The organism is bacterium (assembly GCA_036524115.1).
Classification (GTDB): domain Bacteria; phylum JAUVQV01; class JAUVQV01; order JAUVQV01; family DATDCY01; genus DATDCY01.
This window is the reverse complement of the sequence record DATDCY010000181.1, coordinates 1-20,592: the sequence shown is the minus strand read 5'-3', so window position 1 is coordinate 20,592 and position 20,592 is coordinate 1. Positions and strand designations below refer to the sequence as shown.

12 protein-coding genes are annotated in these 20,592 nt (G+C 71.4%); 7 read left to right on the top strand and 5 right to left on the bottom strand.

The window, feature by feature from the left end; genetic code table 11:
* Window positions 1-332 (bottom strand): NAD(P)H-dependent oxidoreductase (locus VI078_08915; GenBank protein HEY5999401.1); only part of this gene is annotated, 332 nt, incomplete at its 3' end.
* Between the two features lie 253 nt (window positions 333-585).
* Here VI078_08915 and VI078_08910 point away from each other — a divergent pair.
* The 5 genes from VI078_08910 (at window position 586) to VI078_08890 (ending at window position 13,279) form a co-directional block, all read left to right on the top strand.
* Window positions 586-4,788 carry a GAF domain-containing protein gene (locus VI078_08910; GenBank protein HEY5999400.1) on the top strand — a complete coding sequence of 1,401 codons (4,203 nt, stop codon included), beginning with the start codon at window positions 586-588 and terminating at the stop codon, window positions 4,786-4,788.
* A 256-nt stretch (window positions 4,789-5,044) separates the two neighbouring features.
* A complete protein-coding gene (locus tag VI078_08905) occupies window positions 5,045-5,422 on the top strand; it encodes a hypothetical protein (protein HEY5999399.1) in 378 nt (125 codons plus the stop codon).
* Window positions 5,423-5,448: 26 nt separating this feature from the next.
* On the top strand, window positions 5,449-11,895 hold the full coding sequence (locus tag VI078_08900) for an MBG domain-containing protein (GenBank protein ID HEY5999398.1): 6,447 nt from the start codon (window positions 5,449-5,451) through the stop codon (window positions 11,893-11,895).
* 98 nt (window positions 11,896-11,993) lie between these two features.
* The gene (locus VI078_08895; protein ID HEY5999397.1) at window positions 11,994-12,689 is read left to right on the top strand and encodes an FKBP-type peptidyl-prolyl cis-trans isomerase; all 696 of its coding nucleotides are present in this window, start codon (window positions 11,994-11,996) and stop codon (window positions 12,687-12,689) included.
* Between the two features lie 23 nt (window positions 12,690-12,712).
* Window positions 12,713-13,279 (top strand): hypothetical protein, encoded by a 567-nt coding sequence (locus VI078_08890; GenBank protein HEY5999396.1) that lies wholly within the window; start codon window positions 12,713-12,715, stop codon window positions 13,277-13,279.
* A 297-nt stretch (window positions 13,280-13,576) separates the two neighbouring features.
* On the opposite strand, the gene VI078_08885 is transcribed toward VI078_08890, so the two are convergent.
* Window positions 13,577-14,572 (bottom strand): DUF5666 domain-containing protein, encoded by a 996-nt coding sequence (locus VI078_08885; GenBank protein ID HEY5999395.1) that lies wholly within the window; start codon window positions 14,570-14,572, stop codon window positions 13,577-13,579.
* Between the two features lie 345 nt (window positions 14,573-14,917).
* Between VI078_08885 and VI078_08880 the strand changes: the two genes are divergently transcribed.
* Window positions 14,918-16,450 (top strand): tetratricopeptide repeat protein, encoded by a 1,533-nt coding sequence (locus VI078_08880; GenBank protein HEY5999394.1) that lies wholly within the window; start codon window positions 14,918-14,920, stop codon window positions 16,448-16,450.
* Here VI078_08880 and VI078_08875 read toward each other — a convergent pair.
* The gene (locus tag VI078_08875; protein HEY5999393.1) at window positions 16,431-18,074 is read right to left on the bottom strand and encodes a carboxypeptidase regulatory-like domain-containing protein; all 1,644 of its coding nucleotides are present in this window, start codon (window positions 18,072-18,074) and stop codon (window positions 16,431-16,433) included. The genes VI078_08880 and VI078_08875 overlap by 20 nt on opposite strands.
* A gap of 124 nt (window positions 18,075-18,198) precedes the next feature.
* Between VI078_08875 and VI078_08870 the strand changes: the two genes are divergently transcribed.
* Window positions 18,199-18,615, top strand: a complete 417-nt coding sequence (locus tag VI078_08870; protein HEY5999392.1) for a secondary thiamine-phosphate synthase enzyme YjbQ — start codon at window positions 18,199-18,201, stop codon at window positions 18,613-18,615.
* 15 nt (window positions 18,616-18,630) lie between these two features.
* On the opposite strand, the gene VI078_08865 is transcribed toward VI078_08870, so the two are convergent.
* Window positions 18,631-19,977 carry a hypothetical protein gene (locus VI078_08865; protein HEY5999391.1) on the bottom strand — a complete coding sequence of 449 codons (1,347 nt, stop codon included), beginning with the start codon at window positions 19,975-19,977 and terminating at the stop codon, window positions 18,631-18,633.
* Between the two features lie 46 nt (window positions 19,978-20,023).
* On the bottom strand, window positions 20,024-20,592 hold a 569-nt coding region (locus VI078_08860; protein HEY5999390.1), incomplete at its 5' end, for a hypothetical protein.

Sequence of the window (20,592 nt, the reverse complement as noted above, 5' to 3'; positions counted from 1 at the left end):
GGGCCGCCGATGGTCGTCGAGACCAGGAAGTCCTTGCCGCGCAGCTTGTCGCCCGTCGAGCCGTAGGCGAAGCCGTAGGTGAGCACCCGGTCCATCCACTCCTTGAGGATCCCCGGGACGCCGTACCAGTAGAACGGGAACTGGAAGACGATCGAGTCGGCCCGCCGCAGAGCCTCCTGCTCGGCGTCGACGCGGATGTCGAAGGTCGGGTACTCGCGGTAGAGGTCGCGCACTGCAAGCTGCGGCAGCGTGCGGACGCGCTCGACGATGATCCGGTTCGCGATCGACTTCCCGGCGAGATCGGGGTGGCCCAGCACGACGAGCGTGGTCATCTTGAGGTCTCCTTGTCTGGTGTCGGCGCCCAAGGGGAGCCGCCCTTCCGCGGCTCCGTGCCGTGCATTCCGTGGCGCGCCGCTGCGCACAATTTCGCGGCGGCGCGGCGGAAATGCAAGTGCTCTTCCGATGAGGATCGCCCGCCGCGCACGAAGTCCTGGCCCGTCCCGGCTGCATCTCCCGCCTTGACCCGCGGCCGCGGCGTTCCTAGGATGCCCCTCAGCGGAAGGCCGCGTCGGGGAGGACGAGTCGATGGCAGGGCGCGCGCGAGGAACCAACAGACCCCGTCCCCCCGGGCTGCCCGCCAGCGCCGAGACGTCCGGCCCGCCGGCGGCAGCGGACGACGCGACCGCCCTGCTGACCGCCGCCCATGTGGCGGCCATCTTCCTCGACGCCGCGCTCCGGCTGCGCCGCTTCACCCCGGCCGTCACCACGCTGCTGAGCGTGACCGATGCCGACGTCGGCCGTCCCATCGCCGAGATCGCGCGGAACTTCAGCGACGACCTGTTGCTCGAGGATGCGCGGCGCGTGCTGGCGGGCCTGGCGCCGGCGAGCGCCGAGGTGCGGGCCGACGACGGCCGCTGGTACCAGCGGCGTATCCTGCCGTGCCGCGCCGCCGGCGGGCGCATCGAGGGCCTCGTGGTCACCTTCGCCGACGTCACGGAGCTCAAGGGCCTGGTCGAGGCGCTGCGGGCCAGCGACGAGCGGGCCCGCGACCTCGCCCGCTTCCCGGAGGACAACCCGAACCCGGTTCTGCGGGTGTCCGCCGACGGCACGGTGCTCTACCAGAACCGCGCCGCCAGCGAATGGCAGGGCTGGGAAGTCAGGAGCGGCGAGCGGGCCGCTGAGCCGATCGCCGGGCTGGTGGCGCAGGCAATCGCCGAGGAGAGACAGGCGCAGACCGAAGTCGCGCTTGCGGACCGCACCTTCCTGGTCTGGGCGATCCCGTTCGCGGCCGAACGCCACGCCAACGTCTACGCCCGGGACATCACCGGCCGCAAGGAGGGCGAAGAGGCGCTGCGCGCCAGCGAGGAGCAGGCGCGGGCTGCCGCCGAGGCGCTGCGCGCCATCCAGGAGGCGGCGCCGGTGGCGATCTGGGTCGCCAGCGACCCGGCGTGCCGGCAGATCACCGGCAACGCCTACGCCGACGAGATCATCATGCAGGTCGCCCGCGGCGGCAACATCTCCCGCAGCGCTGACGCGGGTGAGGCGGCCGTCACGTACGCCGTCTTCCGGGACGGCCGCGAGCTGCGCCCGGACGAGCTGCCCGCGCAGCGCGCCGCGGCCACGGGCAGGCTCATCGAGCCCTTCGAGATGGAGATGCGCTTCCCCAACGGCCGGATCCTGCACCTGCTGGCCGGCGCGGCCCCGCTGCTCGACGCGGGCGGCGCGGTCCGCGGCGCGGTGGTGGCCGGCCTGGACATCAGCCGGCGCACGGAGGCCGAGCAGCAGCTGCAGCGCACCCGCGACATGCTGGCGGAGGCCGAGAAGATCGCGCATCTGGGGAGCTTCGAGTACATCGTCGCCACGCGGGCGACGGCCTGGTCCGAGGAGCAGTACCGCATCTTCGGCCTCGATCCGGCGGCGCCGTCGCCGACGTACGACGAGATCTTCGCCAGGCACATCCATCCGGACGATGCGGCCCGCCTGCGCGAGACGTTCACCGCGTGCGCGAAGGCGCATTCGGTCTTCGAGTGCGAGCACCGGATCGTGCGGCCCGACGGGAGCGCGCGCTGGGTCTACGACCGCGCGTACCCGCACCTCGACGGCAGCGGCGCTCTCGTGCGGTACGTCGGCGCGACGCTGGACATCACCGAGCGCAAGGCGGCCGAGGAGGCGCTGCGGGAGAGCGAGGTGCGGCTCCGCCTCGCCCAGCAGGCCGCGAAGGCCGGCACCTGGGAATGGGACCTGGTCACCAACCGCAACACCTGGTCGGACGAACTGTGGGCGCTCTACGGGCTGGCCGTTCGCTCCTGCGAGCCCTCGTTCGAGGCCTGGGTGCGCAGCATCCACCCCGAGGACCGCGAGCAGGCGGCGCGGGCCGTGCAGGAAGCCGCCGCCGCGGGGCGGGATCTCACGGCCGAGTGGCGTGTCGCCGACCCGGAGGGGGCCGAGCGCTGGCTGCTGTCGCGCGGACAGCCGCAGCGCGACGCCGCCGGCCGGGTCGTCCGCTACCTGGGCATCGTGCTCGACGTCACCGCGCTCAAGCAGGCCGAGCGGGATCTGGCGCGCGATCTCGATGTGATGACGCGGTTGCAGAGGATCGGCACGCTCTTCGTGGTGGAAGGCAACCTCAGGCCGGTGTTGACGGAGATCGTCGATGCGGCCATTGCGATCGTCGGGGCCGACTTCGGCACCATCCAGCTTCTCGACCCGGCCAGCGGCGACCTGCGGATCGCGGCCCACCGCGGTTTTCCGCAGTGGTGGATCGACTATTGGGAAACAGTGAGCAAGGGCCAGGGCAGCTGCGGCACCGCGCTGGCGCGCGGCGAGCGCGTCATCGTCGAGGACGTGGAGGAGAGCCCGATCTTCGCCGGCACGCCGGCGCTGGAGGTGCAGCGGCGGGCCGGCGTGCGCGCGGTGCAGTCGACGCCCCTGATCAGCCGCTCCGGCAGGCCGCTGGGCATGTTCTCGACGCATTACCGCACGCTGCGGCGGCCCGACGACCGCGCGCTGCGTCTGCTCGACCTGCTGGCCAGGCAGGCGTCGGACATCATCGATCGCGCGCGGGCCGAGGAGGACCTGCGCCGGCAGGGCGCCATGCTGACGGCAATCAACCGCGTGCTGGCGCTGGGCCTGGGGCCGCAGACGGAGGTGCAGCTGTGCGAGGCCTGCCTGGGCGTGATCGAGGAGGTGACCGGCAGCGGGATCAGCTTCGTCGGGGAGATCGGGGCCGACGGCCTCCTGCATGACTTGGCCATCAGCAACCCGGGGTGGGCCGCGTGCGCGATGCGGTCCCCGGAGGGCCACCGGCGTGTGCCGGGGAGCTTCCCCGTCCACGGCATCTACGGCCGCGTGCTCGCCGACGGAAAGAGCCTGATCGCCAACGACCCGGCGAGCCACCCGGACCGCATCGGCATGCCGGAGGGCCATCCGCCGCTGACGAGCTTCCTGGGGGTGCCGCTGCTGCGCGAGGGCAGGACGGTCGGCATGATCGCCGTCGGCAATCGCCCGGGCGGCTACCGCGCCGAGGACCGCGAGGCCCTCGAGGCGATAGCCGTGGCCGTCGTCGAGGCCCTCGACCGCAAGCGGGCCGAGGAGGGGCTGGCGCGGGCGAACGACCAGCTCGAGCGGCGCGTGGCCGAGCGGACGGCCCAGCTGGCGAGGCATGCGCGCCAGCTGCGGGCGCTGGCCGGGGAGCTGCCCCTCTCCGAGCAGCGCGAGCGGACCCGCCTGGCGCGGGTGCTGCACGACAATCTCCAGCAGATGCTCGTGGCGGCGAAGTTCCGGACGGCCATCGTCGGCCGGGGCGGCGACCAGGTCCTGCGGGCGGCGACGAAGGAGATCGAGGCTCTGCTCGACGAGTGCCTCGCGGCGGCGCGGTCCCTGACGGCGGAGCTCAGTCCGCCGGTCCTCCAGGAGGCGGGGCTGGGCGCGGGACTCGAGTGGCTCGCACGGCGCATGGCCGACCGGCACGGCCTCCTGGTGGACCTGGAGCTGGAGCAGCTCCAGCAGCCCCTGCCCGGAGATCTGAAGATCCTCCTGTTCGAGACGGTGCGCGAGCTGCTCTTCAACGTCGTGAAGCACGCCCAGACGCGCTCAGCGGTGGTCAGCATGCGGCGTGTCGATGGCTCGCTGCAACTGACGGTGTCCGACCAGGGGGTTGGCTTCGATCCGGAGGTGCTCTCGCGGGCGGGCGACCCGGGCAAGGGGTTCGGCCTCTTCAGCGTCCGCGAGCGGCTGGAGCTCTTCGGCGGGCGCCTGGAGGTCCAGAGCTCGCCAGCCGGGGGAAGCCGGATCTTCCTCCTCGTGCCGCTGCCCGATGCGGCGCCTGTCCCGTCCGCCGGCGGCGGCGCCCCGGTCCCGGCGCAACTTCCGGTCCCCGGGCCGTCCGCGCGGCCCGGAACCGGCGCGAGGGTCCGCATCCTGCTGGCGGACGACCACGCCGTCGTGCGCCGCGGTCTGGCGCAGATGCTCGGGGATGAGGCGGACTTCGAGGTCGTCGGTGAGGCGGTGGACGGCCAGGAGGCGGTGGAGATGGCGCGCGCGCTGCTGCCCGACGTCGTCGTGATGGACCTGAGCATGCCGCGGCTCAACGGCGTCGAAGCGACGCGCATCATCTGCAACGAATCACCGGATGTTCGCATCATCGGCCTGTCCATGTTCGAGGACGCCGATCGGGCGCAGGCCATGCGCGACGCCGGCGCGGCGCACTACATGACGAAGAGCCGGGCGACCGAGGAGCTGGTTGCCGCGATCCGGGAGCACGCCGCGCGCACGAATCCGCGCACCTGAGCCCGCAGCGCGGCGCGACCGCACGACGCGGGCGCAGACTGCCCGCCGTCAACGAGATTCCCACGTTTGGGGTAGTCACCTTATTTGCGCCCTGCCGTTCGCGCCGCATAGTGCTGTCATGAGCCGAGGCATCCGTCCTGAGGTCGAACCACGCGGGTCGTGGCCTGCCGGTTCGCCGACATCGGACGGCCGCCTCCGCGATCGGCACGCAATGGCCACGTCGACCAGGCTGGGGTCGGCAAGAAAGGAGAACGCGATGGGCAGGAGCATGTGGAGGACCCCGCTCTGGTTGTTGCTGGCGGCGCTGGTCGTCTGCCTGGGGATGGGCCGGGGGATCGCCGCGGCAGCGGAAAAAGGCAAGGGCACCGGCCCGCAGAACCTGACGGCCGCCGAGGCCAAGGCCGCGGTGGACGCCGCGGACAGGACGATCGTGAGGGTCAACCCCGACGGCTCGCCCCGCAACCTCCTCCTGGAGATGCAGGACAGGGCGGCGGCGAAACGCGCGGCCGAGGGCATGATGCGGGGTGTGACGAGCACGCAGCGCTGGGAGGCGGCCAGGCGTCACGCCGACCGCAGGGCGGCGGAGGAGCGCGGCAAGGCCGGGCAGCCTCCGGGGAAGGGAGGCGCCAAGTGAACGCCCTCAGAGGAACCAATCGGATCGTGAGGGCTCTGGCGGCGGCCACCTTCGCTTTGGGGTTTGGCGCAGTCTCCGCGTTCGCGGCGGTGCAGGTGCCGACCTGCAACGGCTGGGACCCGACGGGGGCCATCCCCCAGTACTTCGCCCCCGGCAGTCCGACCGGGACGACGCCCTGCACCGACTATTTCGGCGTCAGCAACTGGGCCAACAGCCCGCTGCCTTCGGGGACCATCACCGGCCTCACCCTCGTCATGGGGGGCACCGGCTACGCCACGCCGGTGGTCGTCATCAACGATGCGACCAACCCGGGGGGCACCTGCGCCGCCACGGCGACCCAGGTGGCGGGCGTGATCTCCGGCTTCGGTGCCCTGACGGGCACCTGCAGCGGGTACACGCTGCCCCAGATCACCATCGCCGACATGGGTCCCGGGTGGACCGGCGGCCCCGCGACCTGCGGCGCCGCCCCCCTGCCCCTGTGCGGTTCCGGCGCCGTGGCCACGGCCACGCTCGGCCCGCCGTTCGTCGGTGGCATGCCCAAGTTTGTGAGCACGGACCTGCTGCCGGACCTCAAGGGGTTGCTGGCGGTCTCGGACACCACCACGTTCCCGGGCACGGACTACTACGAGATCGCCCTGGTGCAGTACACGCAGAAGATGCACTCGAGCCTGCCCCCCACGACCCTGCGGGGTTACGTGCAGGTCCCGAGCGGCAGCCCCAACGCCTGCACGGCGACGCCGCTCTTCCCGCCCAGCTACCTCGGTCCGATCATCGCGGCCAAGAAGGACAAGGCCGTGCGCGTCAAGTTCACCAACTGCCTCCCCACGGGCACCGGAGGCAACCTCTTCATCCCCACGGACACGACGTACATGGGGGCGGGCGCCGGCCCGGGCGGCATCTACACCGAGAACCGCGCGACGCTGCATCTCCACGGCGGCGCCACCCCCTGGATCAGTGACGGCACGCCCCACCAGTGGACGGTCCCGGTCGGCGATCCCTCGCCTGCCAGTCTCCAGACCGGCGTGAGCACCCAGTACGTCCCCGACATGTACTTCCTCCCGACCGGCGCGGTGGTTCCCCAGTGCAGCGCGACGGTGACGACGAACTGCTCGGGCGGGACTGTGGCGCAGCTTCCGGCCGGCGCCGAGAACAATCCGGGCCAGGGGTCGATGACGTTCTACTGGACCAACCAGCAGGGCGGGCGGCTCATGTTCTACCACGACCACGCCTACGGCATCACCCGCCTCAACGTGTACGCCGGCGAGGCTGCGGGGTACCTGCTGGCCGACCCGGTGGAAGAGGACATGCTGGCCGCGGCGGGCGCGCCCGGGACGATCGGCGCCCTTGTCGGCGGGACCACTCCCAACGATCTGCTCCACCTCATCCCCCTCGTCATCCAGGACAAGACCTTCGTGCCGAGCGCGGCCCAGATCAACGCCACCGATCCGACGTGGGCCGGCAACTTCGGGGCGACGCCCCTGTCCACCGCCGCGAGCGGCAACGGCGATCTCTGGTTCCCCCACGTCTACGTGCCGAACCAGAACCCGGCGGATCCCGGCCTGGGCAACGCCGTTGGCCGCTGGGACTACGGTGCCTGGTTCTTCCCGCCGCAGACCAGCCTGACGGCTGCGGTCCCGCCAACGGCGGTCACGGTTCCCTGCACGTCCGTGGCCTTCCCGGGCCAGATCCTGGCTCCGACGCCGGCCTGCCCGTCGTGCGGCTGCCCGATCACGCCCAACCCCTCCGGTACGCCCGAGTCCTTCATGGACACGCCGGTGGTCAACGGCATGGCTTACCCGGTCCTCCACGTGGCGCCCGAAGCCTATCGGTTCAAGATGCTGGCGGCCGGCAACGACCGTTCGTGGCACCTGTCGCTCTTCGTTCCCGATCCGGTCCAGGGCATGACCGAGGTGGCGATGCTCCCGGCGCTGCCCCCGACCACGACGACGCCGCTGACGGCCACGACGATGCCGCTGTGCACGCAGCTCAACCCGCTTTCGGTCCCGAGCCTGACGATCGGCCTTGCTACCGGTCTCCTGGACGCGACCGGAAACCCGCTGAACGGCACGGGCCTCCCGGCCAACTGCTGGCCGAACTTCGGGGCTCCGGCGGGCATCCCGCTACAGCAGACGATGTGGCCGGCCGACGGCCGGCGCGGCGGCGTCCCGGATCCGCGACGCGCGGGTCCCGCCTGGATACAGATCGGCACCGAGGGCGGCATCCTGCCGGAGCCGGTGGTGGTCCCCTCGCAGCCGGTCGGTTATGAGGCGAACCCGAGGAGCATCACCATCACGAGCGTCGGCTCCCACGGGCTCTGGATCGGCCCCGCGGAACGCGCCGACGTCATCGTGGACTTCAGCAAGGCCCTCCCGATCTGCACGGCACTGGGCGTGAGCCCCTGCACGCTGATCGTGTACAACGACGCGCCCGCGCCGGCTCCGGCCAGCGACTCGCGCCTCGACTACTTCACGGGCGACGGCGACCAGACCCCGATCGGCGGCGCGCCCAACACCCAGCCGGGGTACGGTCCCAACACGCGGACCGTCATGCAGATCATCGTGGACCTGCCGACGACCGGCCAGGCCCCGTTCAGCCTGCCGGCGCTGAAGACCGCGTTCACCCCGGCGGCCCCGGCGCAGGGCGTCTTCGCGAAGACGCAGCCCCAGATCATCGTGCCCGAGGCCGCGTACGGCCCCGTGTACAACGCGGCATTCCCGAACTCCTACATGACCATCTCCGCCAACGACCTCACCTTCGCGCCGCTCTCGCCGCTGACCTTCAACCAGCCGCCCTGCGTGGCGACCCCGCCGGCGACGTGCGCCGTCCTGGACCAGAAGGCCATCCAGGAGCTCTTTACGCTGGATTACGGCCGGATGAACGCCACGATGGGCACCGAGCGGCCGCTCACCAACTTCCAGACCCAGACGACGATTCCCCTGGGATACGTCGACTGGCCCACCGAGATCATCCAGCAGGTACAGACGCAACTCTGGAAGGTCACCCACAACGGCGTCGACAGCCACTTCATCCACTTCCACCTCTTCAACGTGCAGGTGATCAACCGGGTGGGCTGGGACGGATCGCTCCGGCAGCCCGACCAGACCGAACTGGGCTGGAAGGAGACCGTCCGGATGAACCCGCTGGAGGACATCCTGGTGGCCCTCCAGCCGATCACGCCGGTCGTCCCCTTCCCGCTTCCCGACAGCATCCGTCCCATGGACGTGACCATGCCGGTCGGCGTTGCCAGCCCGAACATCTCGGGCCTGGACCCGAACACCGGCAACGCCACGGTGACCAAGGTGAACCAGGCGGTCAACTTCGGCTGGGAGTACGTCTGGCACTGCCACATCCTGGGTCACGAAGAGAACGACATGATGCGGCCGATGATCTTCCAGGTCGCGCCGCCCCCGCCGACGAACTTCCTCGCCTCTTCTCCGGGTCCGCCCGTTCCGGGAGTGGCCCTGACGTGGACGGACATGTCGGCCAACGAGTCCTCGTTCACCGTCCAGCGGGACACGGTGGCGACCTTCAACAGCCCCAACCTGACAACCTTCACGGTTGACGGCGTCTCCATCAACACGCAGGGGTTCAGCACCCTGGGCTACGGGCAGACCGTAACCTTCCAGGACGGGACGGCTATCCCCGGCACCGGGTACCTCTACCGGGTGGCGGCCACCGACAGCTTCCTTCCCAGCAGTCCGAACCCTGCGCCGTTCCAGGCTTTGCCGATGTCCTCGGCGTGGGTCGGCCCCGTCAGCATCAACGCCACGGCGCTCGTGCCGACGGTGACCTTCACGGGCGCCCCGGCAACTGCCGTGTACGGCTCCACCTTCGTCGTGACCGCCACGACGAACTCCAGCAGCGTTCCGACGATCACCGGGACGGCGGGCATCTGCTCGGTCGGACCGGTCAGCGGCACCGCGGCCAGCGCCACCGCCACGGTCACCATGACCGCCGGCGCCGGCGTCTGCACGCTCACCGCGAACTGGGCGCCGGACATCTTCTTCACCGCCGCCACGGCCACGCAGACGACCAATGCCCTGCCTGCGGCGCTGACGATCACGGCCAACAGCGCGATCAAGGCCTACGGGCAGACGCTGACGTTCCTCGGGACCGAGTTCACGGCCCTCGGGCTGGTCGCGCCTGACTCCGTGGCCAGCGTGACGCTGACGAGCGCGGGCGCCGCGGCGGCGGCCGCGGTGGGCACGTACCCCATCGTCCCGAGCGCTGCGGTGGCGGGGGGTGCCACCAACCTCGCCAACTACACCATCACCTATGTGAACGGCACGCTGACGGTGAACCCGGCGGCGCTGACGATCACGGCCAACAACGCGGTCAAGCCGTACGCCTCGGTGCTGACGTTCCTCGGCACCGAGTTCACCGCCACCGGGCTGATCGCGCCGGACACGGTGACCAGCGTGACGCTCACCAGCGCCGGCGCCGCGGCGACGGCGGCGGCGGGCGCGTACCCGATCGTGCCGAGTGCGGCGGTGGGTACCGGCCTGACCAACTACGTCATCACCTACGTGAACGGCACGCTGACGGTGAACCCGGCGGCGCTGACGATCACGGCCAACAACGCGACGAAAGCGTACGGGCAGACGTTGACGTTCCTCGGGACGGAATTCGTCGCTGTCGGACTGCTCAATGCCGACGCGGTGACCAGCGTGACGCTGACCAGCGCCGGGGCGCCGGCGACGGCCGCCGTCGGTTCGTATCCCATCGTGCCCAGCGCGGCGGTGGGTACCGGGCTGACCAACTACGTCATCACCTACGTGAACGGCACGCTGACCGTGAACGCCGCGGCGCTGACGATCACGGCAAACAACCTGGGCAAGGTGTACGGAACGACGCTGACCTTCCTCGGGACAGAGTTCACGACGCTCGGGCTGCTCAACGCCGACGCCGTGACCAGCGTGACGCTGACCAGCACCGGGACGGCAGCAGCGGCGTTGGTCGGTCCGTACCCCATCGTGCCGAGTGCGGCGGTGGGGACCGGCCTCGCCAACTACACCATCACCTACGTGAACGGCACCCTCACGGTCAACCCGGCGGCCTTGACGATCACGGCCAACAACGGGAGCAAGGTGTACGGGACGGCCCCGATCTTCGCGGGGACGGAGTTCACCACGATCGGCCTGGCCAACGCCGACACGGTGACCAGCGTGACGCTGACCAGCGCCGGGACGGCGGCAACGGCAGCCGTCGGTTCGTATCCCATCGTGCCGAGCGCGGCGGTGGGGACGGGCCTCGCCAACTACACGATCACCTACCTGAACGGCACCTTCACCGTGACCCCGGCGGGGCTGACGGTCACAGCCAACAACCTGACGAAGGTCTACGGGCAGCCGCTGACGTTCGCCGGGACGGAGTTCACGACGGTCGGGCTGCTCAACGCCGACACCGTGACCAGCGTGACGCTGGCCAGCACCGGGGCGACGGCAACTGCCGCCCTGGGCACGTACCCCATCACGGCAAGCGCGGCGGTGGGGACCGGCCTGACCAACTACACGATCACCTACGTGGACGGGACCCTGACGGTCAACCAGGCCCCCAGCCTGACGACCATCACCTCCAACCTGCCGAATCCCTCGATCCGCGGGCAGGTCGTCACGGTCGGCTTCGGCGTGGCGCCTCAGTTCACCGGAACGCCTACCGGGAACGTGACCGTCACGGCCAGCACCGGCGAGACCTGCACGGGAGCGCTCACGGCTGGTGCGGGCGGCTGCAACCTGACCTTCGCCACCAGCGGCGCGAGGACCCTGACTGCCAGCTACTCGGGTGACACCAACTTCCTCGCCTCCACCTCGGCAGCCGTCACCCAGACGGTCAGCTCCGTCGTTCTGAGCACGGCCTCGCTGCTGTTCGGCAACCAGATCCTGTTCTCCAACTCGGCTGGCCAGACGGTGTCGGTGACCAACGTGGGAACCGGCCCGCTGACGATCACGGCCATCAACACCACCGCAGGCTTCAACCAGAGCAACAACTGCCCGATCGGCGGTGCGCTGAGGGTCGGACGGAGTTGCTCGATCACCGTGAGATTCAGGCCGGCGGTGACCGGTGTCATCACGGGGAGCCTGTCCATCACGGACAACGACCCGACGAGTCCGCAGAGAGTCTCGCTGACCGGCACCGGGGTCGCACCGGCGGCCGTCCTGTCGCCGACGGCCCTCTTCTTCGGGCCGGTGACGCGGAACACGACCAAGACGATGCAGATCACCCTGTCGAACCCGGGAGCGGCGCCGCTGACCATCAACAGCATCGCCCTCGGCGGGACGTTCCCCAACCAGTTCTCGCAGGGGAACAACTGCGGGGGCAGCCTCGCCGCCGGGGCGAGCTGCACGATCAACGTGAGGTACACGCCGACCCGGCCGGTGGGCACCGCCGTGAGCGCCACGCTCACGGTCACGGACAACGCCGGCGGCATTGCCAACAGCACGCAGACGGCAACGCTGCAGGGAACGGTACAGTAGTCCCACCATCTCGTCGGGGGGGAGGGGCGTGGCCCCTCCCCCCCACTCTTTTTTCAGGCGCCGAATCGACAGCGGTCGTGGACGCGGGAGGCTTGGGAATGGCAAAGCGGTGGGCAATCGCCCTGGTGCTCGTTGGCGGGATGTGCGCGCTGTCGGCAGCGGCCGGGAGGGCCGCGGACCTTGCGACCCAGAAGGAGAAGATCAGCTACGGGATCGGCGTCGACGCGGCGCGCAACTTCAGGCGCCTGGGGCTCGATCTGGACCTCGACGCCTTGATCAGGGCGCTCCGCGACGTGTACGGGGGCGGGAAGCTCCTGATGAGCGAGGACGAACTGCGCACGACGATGAATGCCTACCAGACCGAACTGATGCAGAAGCAGATCCAGGCCACGAAGGTTGCGGCCGAGAAGAACAAGGCGGCGGGGGACGCCTACCTGGCGGCGAACAAGGCCAAGAAGGGCGTGGTGACCCTGCCGAGCGGGCTCCAGTACAAGGTCCTCAAGGCGGGCGAGGGCAGGAAGCCGAACGCCGAGGACCTGGTGGAAGTCCACTACCGGGGCAGGCTCATCGACGGGACCGAATTCGACAGCTCCTATGCCAAGGGGCAGCCCGCCGTCTTCAAGGTGTCGGGGGTCATCCCCGGCTGGACCGAGGCGCTCGAACTCATGCCCGTCGGCTCCACGTGGCAGCTCGTCGTGCCCCCCCAGCTCGGCTACGGGGAGCGGGGGGCCGGCCGCGACATCGGGCCGAACGCGACGCTCCTCTTCGACGTGGAGCTCCTGGCCATCCGATAGTTTATCGGGTGCGGAGGAACATCATGGGAGATGCCGGTTTCCCGCGCAGTGCGGGGCTCGCGCTGGTCGCGGTCGTTGGTGTTGTCGCGGTCGCCACGTCGGTGGTCTGCGCCTCCGCCGCCGAGCCGAGGTGCGTGACCGGCGCCGGAGGTGCGGCCACACCCCTCGACATCACTCTCTCTGCGACGCTGACCGGCACCCTCATCGTGGACGGGGGACGTTCATTGGCCCTGTTCGATCCGACCGGTGTGATCGGGGTGATGCGCGAGGGCGATGCATTCGCCGACGGCACCGTCCTGTGCGAGGTCCGGTCCGACCGGATCATCGTGGAGCGGGTCGGGATGCGGTCGGAGATCCTGGTGGGGGAGAAGGGTCGGCCCACCGCTGCCGGGGCTCTCCGAACCTCTGTCCAGGCCCTCCCCGAGGGCGTCATCGGCGCGCCTCCCGCGGCGCCTGGGGTCTCGCCTCTCGCGGTGACCGCGATCGAGAGGTCCGGCGCGGCGCCTGCCGCCCGCCAGTCCCTCGTCCAGCTCCGCGCCGCAAAGTTCCACGCGATGCTGCAGCAGCGGCAACCGCCCTCGATCCAGTAGCGACCGCGCCGGGCGCGGCTTCCCTGCCCGCAGACCTCCGTCGGGAAGCCAAACCACATCGTCCCCGGGTCCCGCGGTGCGTCGGCTGATCATCGACACCGTCGACCCTCGGGTGTACGCCCACCTTCGTCGTCGCACGGCTGCGGGAGTGGAGAGCCAGGGGGGACCGGTCGGGGGAGCCCAGAGGTAGCCGGGACAAAAAACCCTCCCCCCGGTGGGGACTCCGGGGGGAGGGCTCCGTGCTGCGGCCCCTGATGGGGGGGGGGGGCCGCAACAGCTGCCGTGCGGCGGGAGTCGCTACATCATCTTGATCTCCCGGGCGACGCGGATCGTGCCGAACCGCACGTACTCGATGTTGACCATCATGCCGACCTTGAGGCCCGCGAAGCGCATGCGCATCCCCGTCCGGCTCAGGACCTCGGTGCCGCGCGGCACCTTGTAGACCCTGCCGGCCACGGTGATGGAGGTCGCGGTCTTCGCCCTGATGACGCCGATCGCGTGCAGCCCGACCTCCGCCGTGACGTTTGCCCGCACCTTCTCGGCCACGAGGGCGCCGTTGCGGATCACGCCCTGGATGGCGGCCAGGTCGCCGCGGTGCAGCTCGGCGAAGGAGATCAGCGCGTCGCGCCTGCCGAAGAACTGCGTCATCGGCGTGACGATGTACCGCTCGTTCGCCTCCACGATGAAGGTGTCGCCGAGCCCGTCCACGCGCGCCTGCACGTCGACGCTGCTCACGTCCGTGGCGTCCTCGATCTTGACCCGCGTCGCGAGGATGCTGCCGTCGGCCTGCGTGTTGCCCTGGATCTCGACGATCTTCCCGACCGCCAGGTCGGCGAAGGTCGCCGGGAGGTCGTTCGTGCCGATGATGGCCGTGTTCGCGTCGACCACGATCGTCAGCCCCGCCACGGTGAAGCTGCTGGCCCCGATGGTGTCGATGGCGCCCCGCAGGTCGACGTCCTGGAGCTGCAGGCCGGTCTCGAGCTGGATCTCGGTGGCCTGGGCGCCCCCGGCCGCGAGCTGCACGCCCTGGACCTCGACGGTCGCGCCGACGGAGAAGGGCGGGTCGGTGAAGGCGGCGACCGGCGTGTGCGTCTGGTCGAAGAGCAGCGTCGTGGCGTCGACGGCAAGGGTGACACCCGCGACGGTGATGCTCATCGGCGCCGTCGTGACGACCGCCTCGATCGTCCCGTAGACCTCGACCTCCCCGGGGACGTCGGCGAACGCCGGTGCGCCGAGGGCCAGAACTGCTGCGACAATCGCGATGAACTGCACCACCCGTTTCTTCGTGCGCATGATATGCCTCCTCTCTACGTTTGTGCCCCGCCGGGAATCGCCCGGCATCATTCTTCCGGGGACGCTCCGCCCGGCCTCCTCCGCAGCCGAAGCGCACACATCCACCTCGCCCGGGTCCCCTCCGGTTGCTCGACGTTTTCGCTCGGGAGCGGAAGCCGTCCTCGCGGCGTCCCGCCGATGGGGAGAAAATGGAGGCTGCCGGCCCGCGCCGCCATGGAGGGATTGCCCCATTCTTGGGGCCGGCATGGCTTGCGCGGCGACGGGCGCCCGGCGTACCGTAACCGTGCCCATGAGCTGCGGGAACATCCAGTCGCCCCGGCCGGCGACCGTGCCGGGTCCGTCACGATGAGGGCGCGGGATCGCCTCCTGGCGGCGCTGCTCCTGGCGGCCGTCACGGCGGTCGTCTTCCTGCCCGCGGCGGACGGCGGGTTCTCGGCGCTCGACGACCCCGACTACGTCACCGACAATGCCGTGGTCCTGGCGGGGCTCACGTGGGACGGCGTCCGCCGGGCCTTCACGGAGACGCGCGCGAGCAACTGGCATCCGCTGACGTGGGTGTCCCACATGCTCGACGTCGACCTCTTCGGCCTGGATGCGCGCGGCCACCACGCCGTGAACGTCCTCTTCCACGCGCTCAACGCCGGCCTGCTGCTCCTGCTGCTGTCCGGGGCGACCGGGATGCTTGGGCGGAGCCTGTCGGCGGCCGCGCTCTTCGCGCTGCACCCGCTGCGCGTCGAGTCGGTGGCGTGGGTCGCCGAGCGCAAGGACGTGCTCGCCGGCTGCCTGACGCTGATGGCCATGCTCGCCCACTGCCGGTACGCGCGGCGCCCGGGACGGCTGCGCCACGCCGCGGTCGTCGGCCTCGCCGTCCTGGCCATGCTCGCCAAGCCGAGCGCGGTGGCGCTGCCGCTGCTCCTGCTGGTCCTGGACTGGTGGCCGCTCGGCCGCCTCGGTCCCCACGCAGGACCCGCTGCGACGGGCGGCCCGTCCGTCCGGGCGGTCCTCGGCGAGAAGGTCCCGCTGGCCGCCGCGGCGGCGATCACGACCGGGGCCGCGTTCCTCGCCCAGGGAGCGGCAGGATCGATGATGAGCTTCGCGACGCTCTCCGTCCCGTGGCGGCTGGCGAACGCCGCGGTGGCGCTCGCCGTCTACCCGGCGAAGGCGCTCTGGCCGGCGACGCTCTCGGTCATCTACCTCCACCCGGGCCCTATGGTGCCGCTGGCGGCGGTTGCCGTCGCCGTCCTGCTGCTGGCCGTCGGTGCGCTCGCGGCCTGGCGGCTGGCGCGGGCGAAGCCGTGGCTGGCCGCCGGCGGCGCGTGGTACCTGGCGGCGGTGCTCCCCATGCTGGGCCTGGTGCAGGTCGGGTGGCAGAGCATGGCAGACCGCTACACCTATCTGCCCCTGGTCGGACTGGTCCTCGCGGCGGTCTGGCTCGCGGCGGAGGCGGTGCGGGGGCGCCGCGCTGCCGCGCGGGCGCTCGCCATCTGCGCGGCCCTCGTCGTCGTCGTCTTCGCGGGCGCGACCCGCGCAAGGATCGCCGCGTGGCGGACGGACGAGGCGCTGTTCGGGCAGGCGGTCGCGGCGACGGGGCGCCACTGGTACCCCGTCTACATGCTCGGGACCGCGCTGCGCCGGGACGGGCGGCCGCAGGAGTCGCTCGCGCTGTTCGAAGAGGTGGTGCGCCGCATGCCCGCGTTCCTGCCCGCGTACTGGGGGCTCGGCCGTGCCCTCCTCGATCTCGGCCGCGGCGACGAGGCCTTGGCGGCCTACGAGGCGGCGGCGCGCCAGGACCCGGGCTCGGCAGAGGCGCGGGAGCGGCTGGGGGACGCGGCCCTGCTCGTGCGCGGCGGGCTGCCGCCTAGAGGGGGACCGCCGTGAAGCTCACGCTCAACCGGTCCCCGGCGCCGATGGCGACGGTCCGGGACGAGGGGATGAAGCGATACCCCGCCTTCGACGGCCTGACGGTGTAGAGGCCGGCGGGGAGCAGGAACAGGCGGTAGCGTCCGGCCTTGTCGGTCACGATCGTGTAGGCATAGCCGCTGGTGGCGACGCTCAACCGCACCCCGCTCACGGCGGCCAGCGAACGCAGCCGCACCGCCCCGCCGAGGTCGTCGGGCGACGGCGCGTGGTTGTCGATCGTCACCTGGTAGCCGCTCGCATAGGCGTTGTTGACGGTCACGAAGAGACTGTCCCCGGGGTCGCTGAAGGTCTCCCCGGGCGTCCAGGCCGCGCCGGAGTCGGCCGTGTCCGCATTCAAGGTGGCGTCATAGACGTAGGCGCCCGGCCCGAACGAGGCATCGACGAGGTGCATGATCACCCCGTTGCGCGGCAGAACCCAGTCGTAGCCGCCGCGGAGGCGCGACTCGGCGACCCAGGTGCCGTGCGACACCGGAATCCGGGCGCTGAGGTAGCCGTAGGGACCCGGCCGCGCGGACTTCTCGAGCCTGATGACGCGCGGATAGCCGGTCACGGTGAGCCGCCGGGCGGACGGTATCCAGTCGAGCCGGTTCTTGAAGTCGCTGTTCGTGTGCTGAGGGGTGCAGCCCCAGGTCGGATCGGGAACGCATTGGTGCGTCAGCCGCAGCCCGTCCGCGCTCATCACGTCCCAGACGTTGTCGTAGACGTTCCCGTACATCCCCGAGGAGTGCGGCAGTCCGAACCCGTGCCCCATCTCGTGCGCGATGACGCTGAGGTGCCCGTAGGCCCACGGCGGCTCCCACGTCAGCGACCAGAAGCGGGAGACGCCGTCGAGGGTGAGTCCGCCGCCGCCGCCCCACGCGCAGCAGTCGAGGGTCTCGTTGAACATCATGTTGATCCCAACGTAGGTGGGGAACCAGACGGAAGAGTCGGCCGCGGCCGTGCAGTCGGCCGCGAGGAGGTTGAGGTCCGCCTCGTCCGCGCCGTCGCCGTTCCTGTCGTAGACGTAGGCGGAGCGCGGTTGCGGCAGCGTGAACCAGCCGAACGAGGCGCTGCCCGTGATGTTGATACGGTCGTAGGAAACCTCCCGCCAGAAGTTGTCGAGCAGCGGCTCATAGAGCAGCTGGAAATACGACTGGTCCCGTGGCTCCGCGGCGACGTCGGCGAACTTGCACATGATGCTCACGAAGGGCTGGGAGCCGGCGAGCTGCGCGCCCGCGTCTCCTTCCGGCGCCTCCGGGCCGAAGAAACCGGACACCGCGAAGACCGCAGCCTCGCCAGGACCGCGCAACGACTCGGCCCAGGCACCGCTCACCGTCACCGGCCGCCCGGCGCGCCCGGCCATCGACGCCTCGACGGCCGCCGCGCGGGGGCCGGGGTCGAGCCGCACCGTCTCCCCGGAGGGCAGGGCGAGGAAGAAGAGCACGCGCGGGCCGCCGCCCTCGTCGGGGGTGGGGTCGCCCCAGACGACGGACAGCGTCCCGGCGAGGGTGACCTCGGCGGCGGCCACGGCGGCGGCGGGCGCAACGGCCGCGATTGCGGCGACCACGAGCGTGAGCACGGCGGCGGCGACGGTTCTCTTCACGGTCCCTCCCCACCCGTTGTGGTGGACGCATTGTAGCGCGCCGCGCTGGATCGCGCCGGCGTTCGGCGCTATCATCCCGCGCCAGCCGAGGACAGGCGACGGGCCGTCGCGAGGGGGGGGCGCTATGAAGTCCTACCGCAAGGAGCTGTGGTTCGAGATTCCCGCCCGCGTGGGGTTCGTCAACATCACGCCGCAGGTCGAGGAGTGCCTGCGCGAGAGCGGCGTGCGCGAGGGCCTCGTGCTGGTCAACGCGATGCACATCACCGCCTCGGTCTTCGTCAACGACGACGAGCGCGGCCTGCTCGGCGACTTCCAGGCCTGGCTCGAGAAGCTCGCACCGCACGAGCCGGTCTCCCAGTACCGGCACAACACCGGCGAGGACAACGCGGATGCGCACCTCAAGCGCTCGCTCATGGGGCGCGAGGCCGTCGTGGCCGTGACCGGCGGGAAGCTCGACTTCGGGCCCTGGGAGCAGATCTTCTACGGCGAGTTCGACGGCCGCCGGCGCAAGCGCGCGCTGGTGAAGATCATCGGCGAGTAGGGCGGGTCGCCGGCGTCACGGGTGCCCCTTGCCCTGCGCCCGCCTGATCCGTGCCCAGTTTTGGAAGTGCCGGTCGGCCTCGGCGGCGCGCCCCTGGTCCCTGAGCGCCGCGGAGAGGTTGAGCTCCGCGACGAAATTGTCCTTCGTGACCGCCAGGGCGTGCTCGAAGAGGGCGACGCTGTCGTGCCAGACGCCGAGCTGCACGCGCGTCGCGCCTGCGAACGCCGCCAGCGCCAGCGCGCACGCAACGGGCGCCAGGGCCGCGGCGCGCCGTCGCCGTGGCGCGATGGCCGCGGCTCCCCACACCGCGGCGAGGAAGAGCCCCGTCAGCGGCAGGTAGGTGTAGCGGTCCGCGACCGCCTGCAGCCCGGCCTGGACGAGCCCGACGACCGGCAGGAGCGTCGCGACGTACCAGAGCCAGCCGGCGAGCAGGAACGGCGCCCGCCGCGCGAGGCGCAGCGCCAGCGCCGTGGCCAGGGCCAGCCCCAGGGCCGCGGCGAGCGCCCGCCACCAGAGCCTCGCGCCCGACGGGTCGGGATAGGGGTAGAAGATCGCCAGGCCCGCGGGCCAGAGCGCCTTCGCCGCGTACCAGCCGTAGGCGGCCAGGGCGTTCGCGGCGCGCGCCGGCAGCTCGACCCCCTGCAGCCCCTTGAGCGCCCCGCCGCGAACCTGCGCGACGTAGGTCAGCGCGGCCGCGGGCGCGGCCAGTGCCAGGAGCGGGAGCTTCTCGAGCAGGAGGCGCGCACGCGGCCCGCGCAGCCGGCCGAGCGGCCAGAAGTCGAGGACGAGCATCAGCAGCGGCAGCCCGACGAGCATCGGCTTGGCCAGCAGCCCGAGGACGAAGGTCGCAAGCACCGGCAGCAGGCTCCAGCGTCCGGGCCGCCGCAGGTGCCGCAGGTACGCCGCGAGGGTCGCGAGCCCCAGGAGCGTGGAGAGCAGGTCCTTGCGCTCGGAGACCCAGGCGACGGACTCGACGTGCAGTGGGTGCGCGGCGAAGAGGGCCGCGACGAGCGCCGGGGGCCAGAGCGTGCCGGTGAGCGCGCGCAGCAGCAGGAAGAGCAGCGCGGTGTTCGCCGCGTGCAGGAGCACGTTCACGAGGTGGTGTCCTCGCGGGTCCAGGCCGAACAGCGAGACGTCGGCCATGTGCGAGAGCCACGTCAGCGGGTGCCAGTTGAAGGCGTACCCGACGCTCGTGAACGCCCAGGCCGCGCCCTCGGGCGTGAGGCCCCCGGAGACGCCGGGATTGAGCGTCAGGTACTGGTTGTCGTCGTAGTTGAGGAAGGCGAAGCCGCCCGCGGGCCAGAACAGCGCGGCGGTGGCGGCGGCCAGAAGCAGGGCGAGGACAACGGCGCGCCGATCCACGGAAAAAGTGTACCACGGGCCCGGCGCCCGCCCGCCGGAGCGCCACCTACTTCACGGAGCGGCGCCGCTTCTCCATCTCCAGATCCAACAGCTGGAGCTGCTCGATGCGCTGCTGCAGGGTCTGGATCTGGGCCTGCAGATCCTGCTCCCGCTTCTTCGCCGCCGCCTCGTCCTCGGCGACGCTCTGCTCGAGGGCCTGCGCCCTGGCGTCGGCCTCCTTCTCGCGCTTGCGCGCGTCGCGCGCGATCCGCCCGAGCTGCTCGATGTCCTCGAGCAGCCCGACGATGTGGCCGATGAGCGGGTTTCGGGAACCGGGGGGCGAGGCCGCGAGGTAGGCGCGCAGCGTCGCCAGGGCCTTCGCGTGGTCCGTGGCTGGGTTGTCGGGATGGATGTAGAGCAGGGCCAGCTCGAGCGCCAGCGTCCCGTCCGGGTCGGCCCCGCTTCCCTTCTTGCGGGCCGCCTCGAGCTCGGCGATCCGTGCGGCGATCTTCGCCGGGGTCAGGGGCGCGGGCGCCGGCGTCGGCTCCGCCAGCGGGGCAGCCGCGGAGGCGACAGGGGCGGGTGCCACCGCCGGGGAGCGGACGGCGCCTCCCGCCGGGGCTGGCGCCGGCGGGG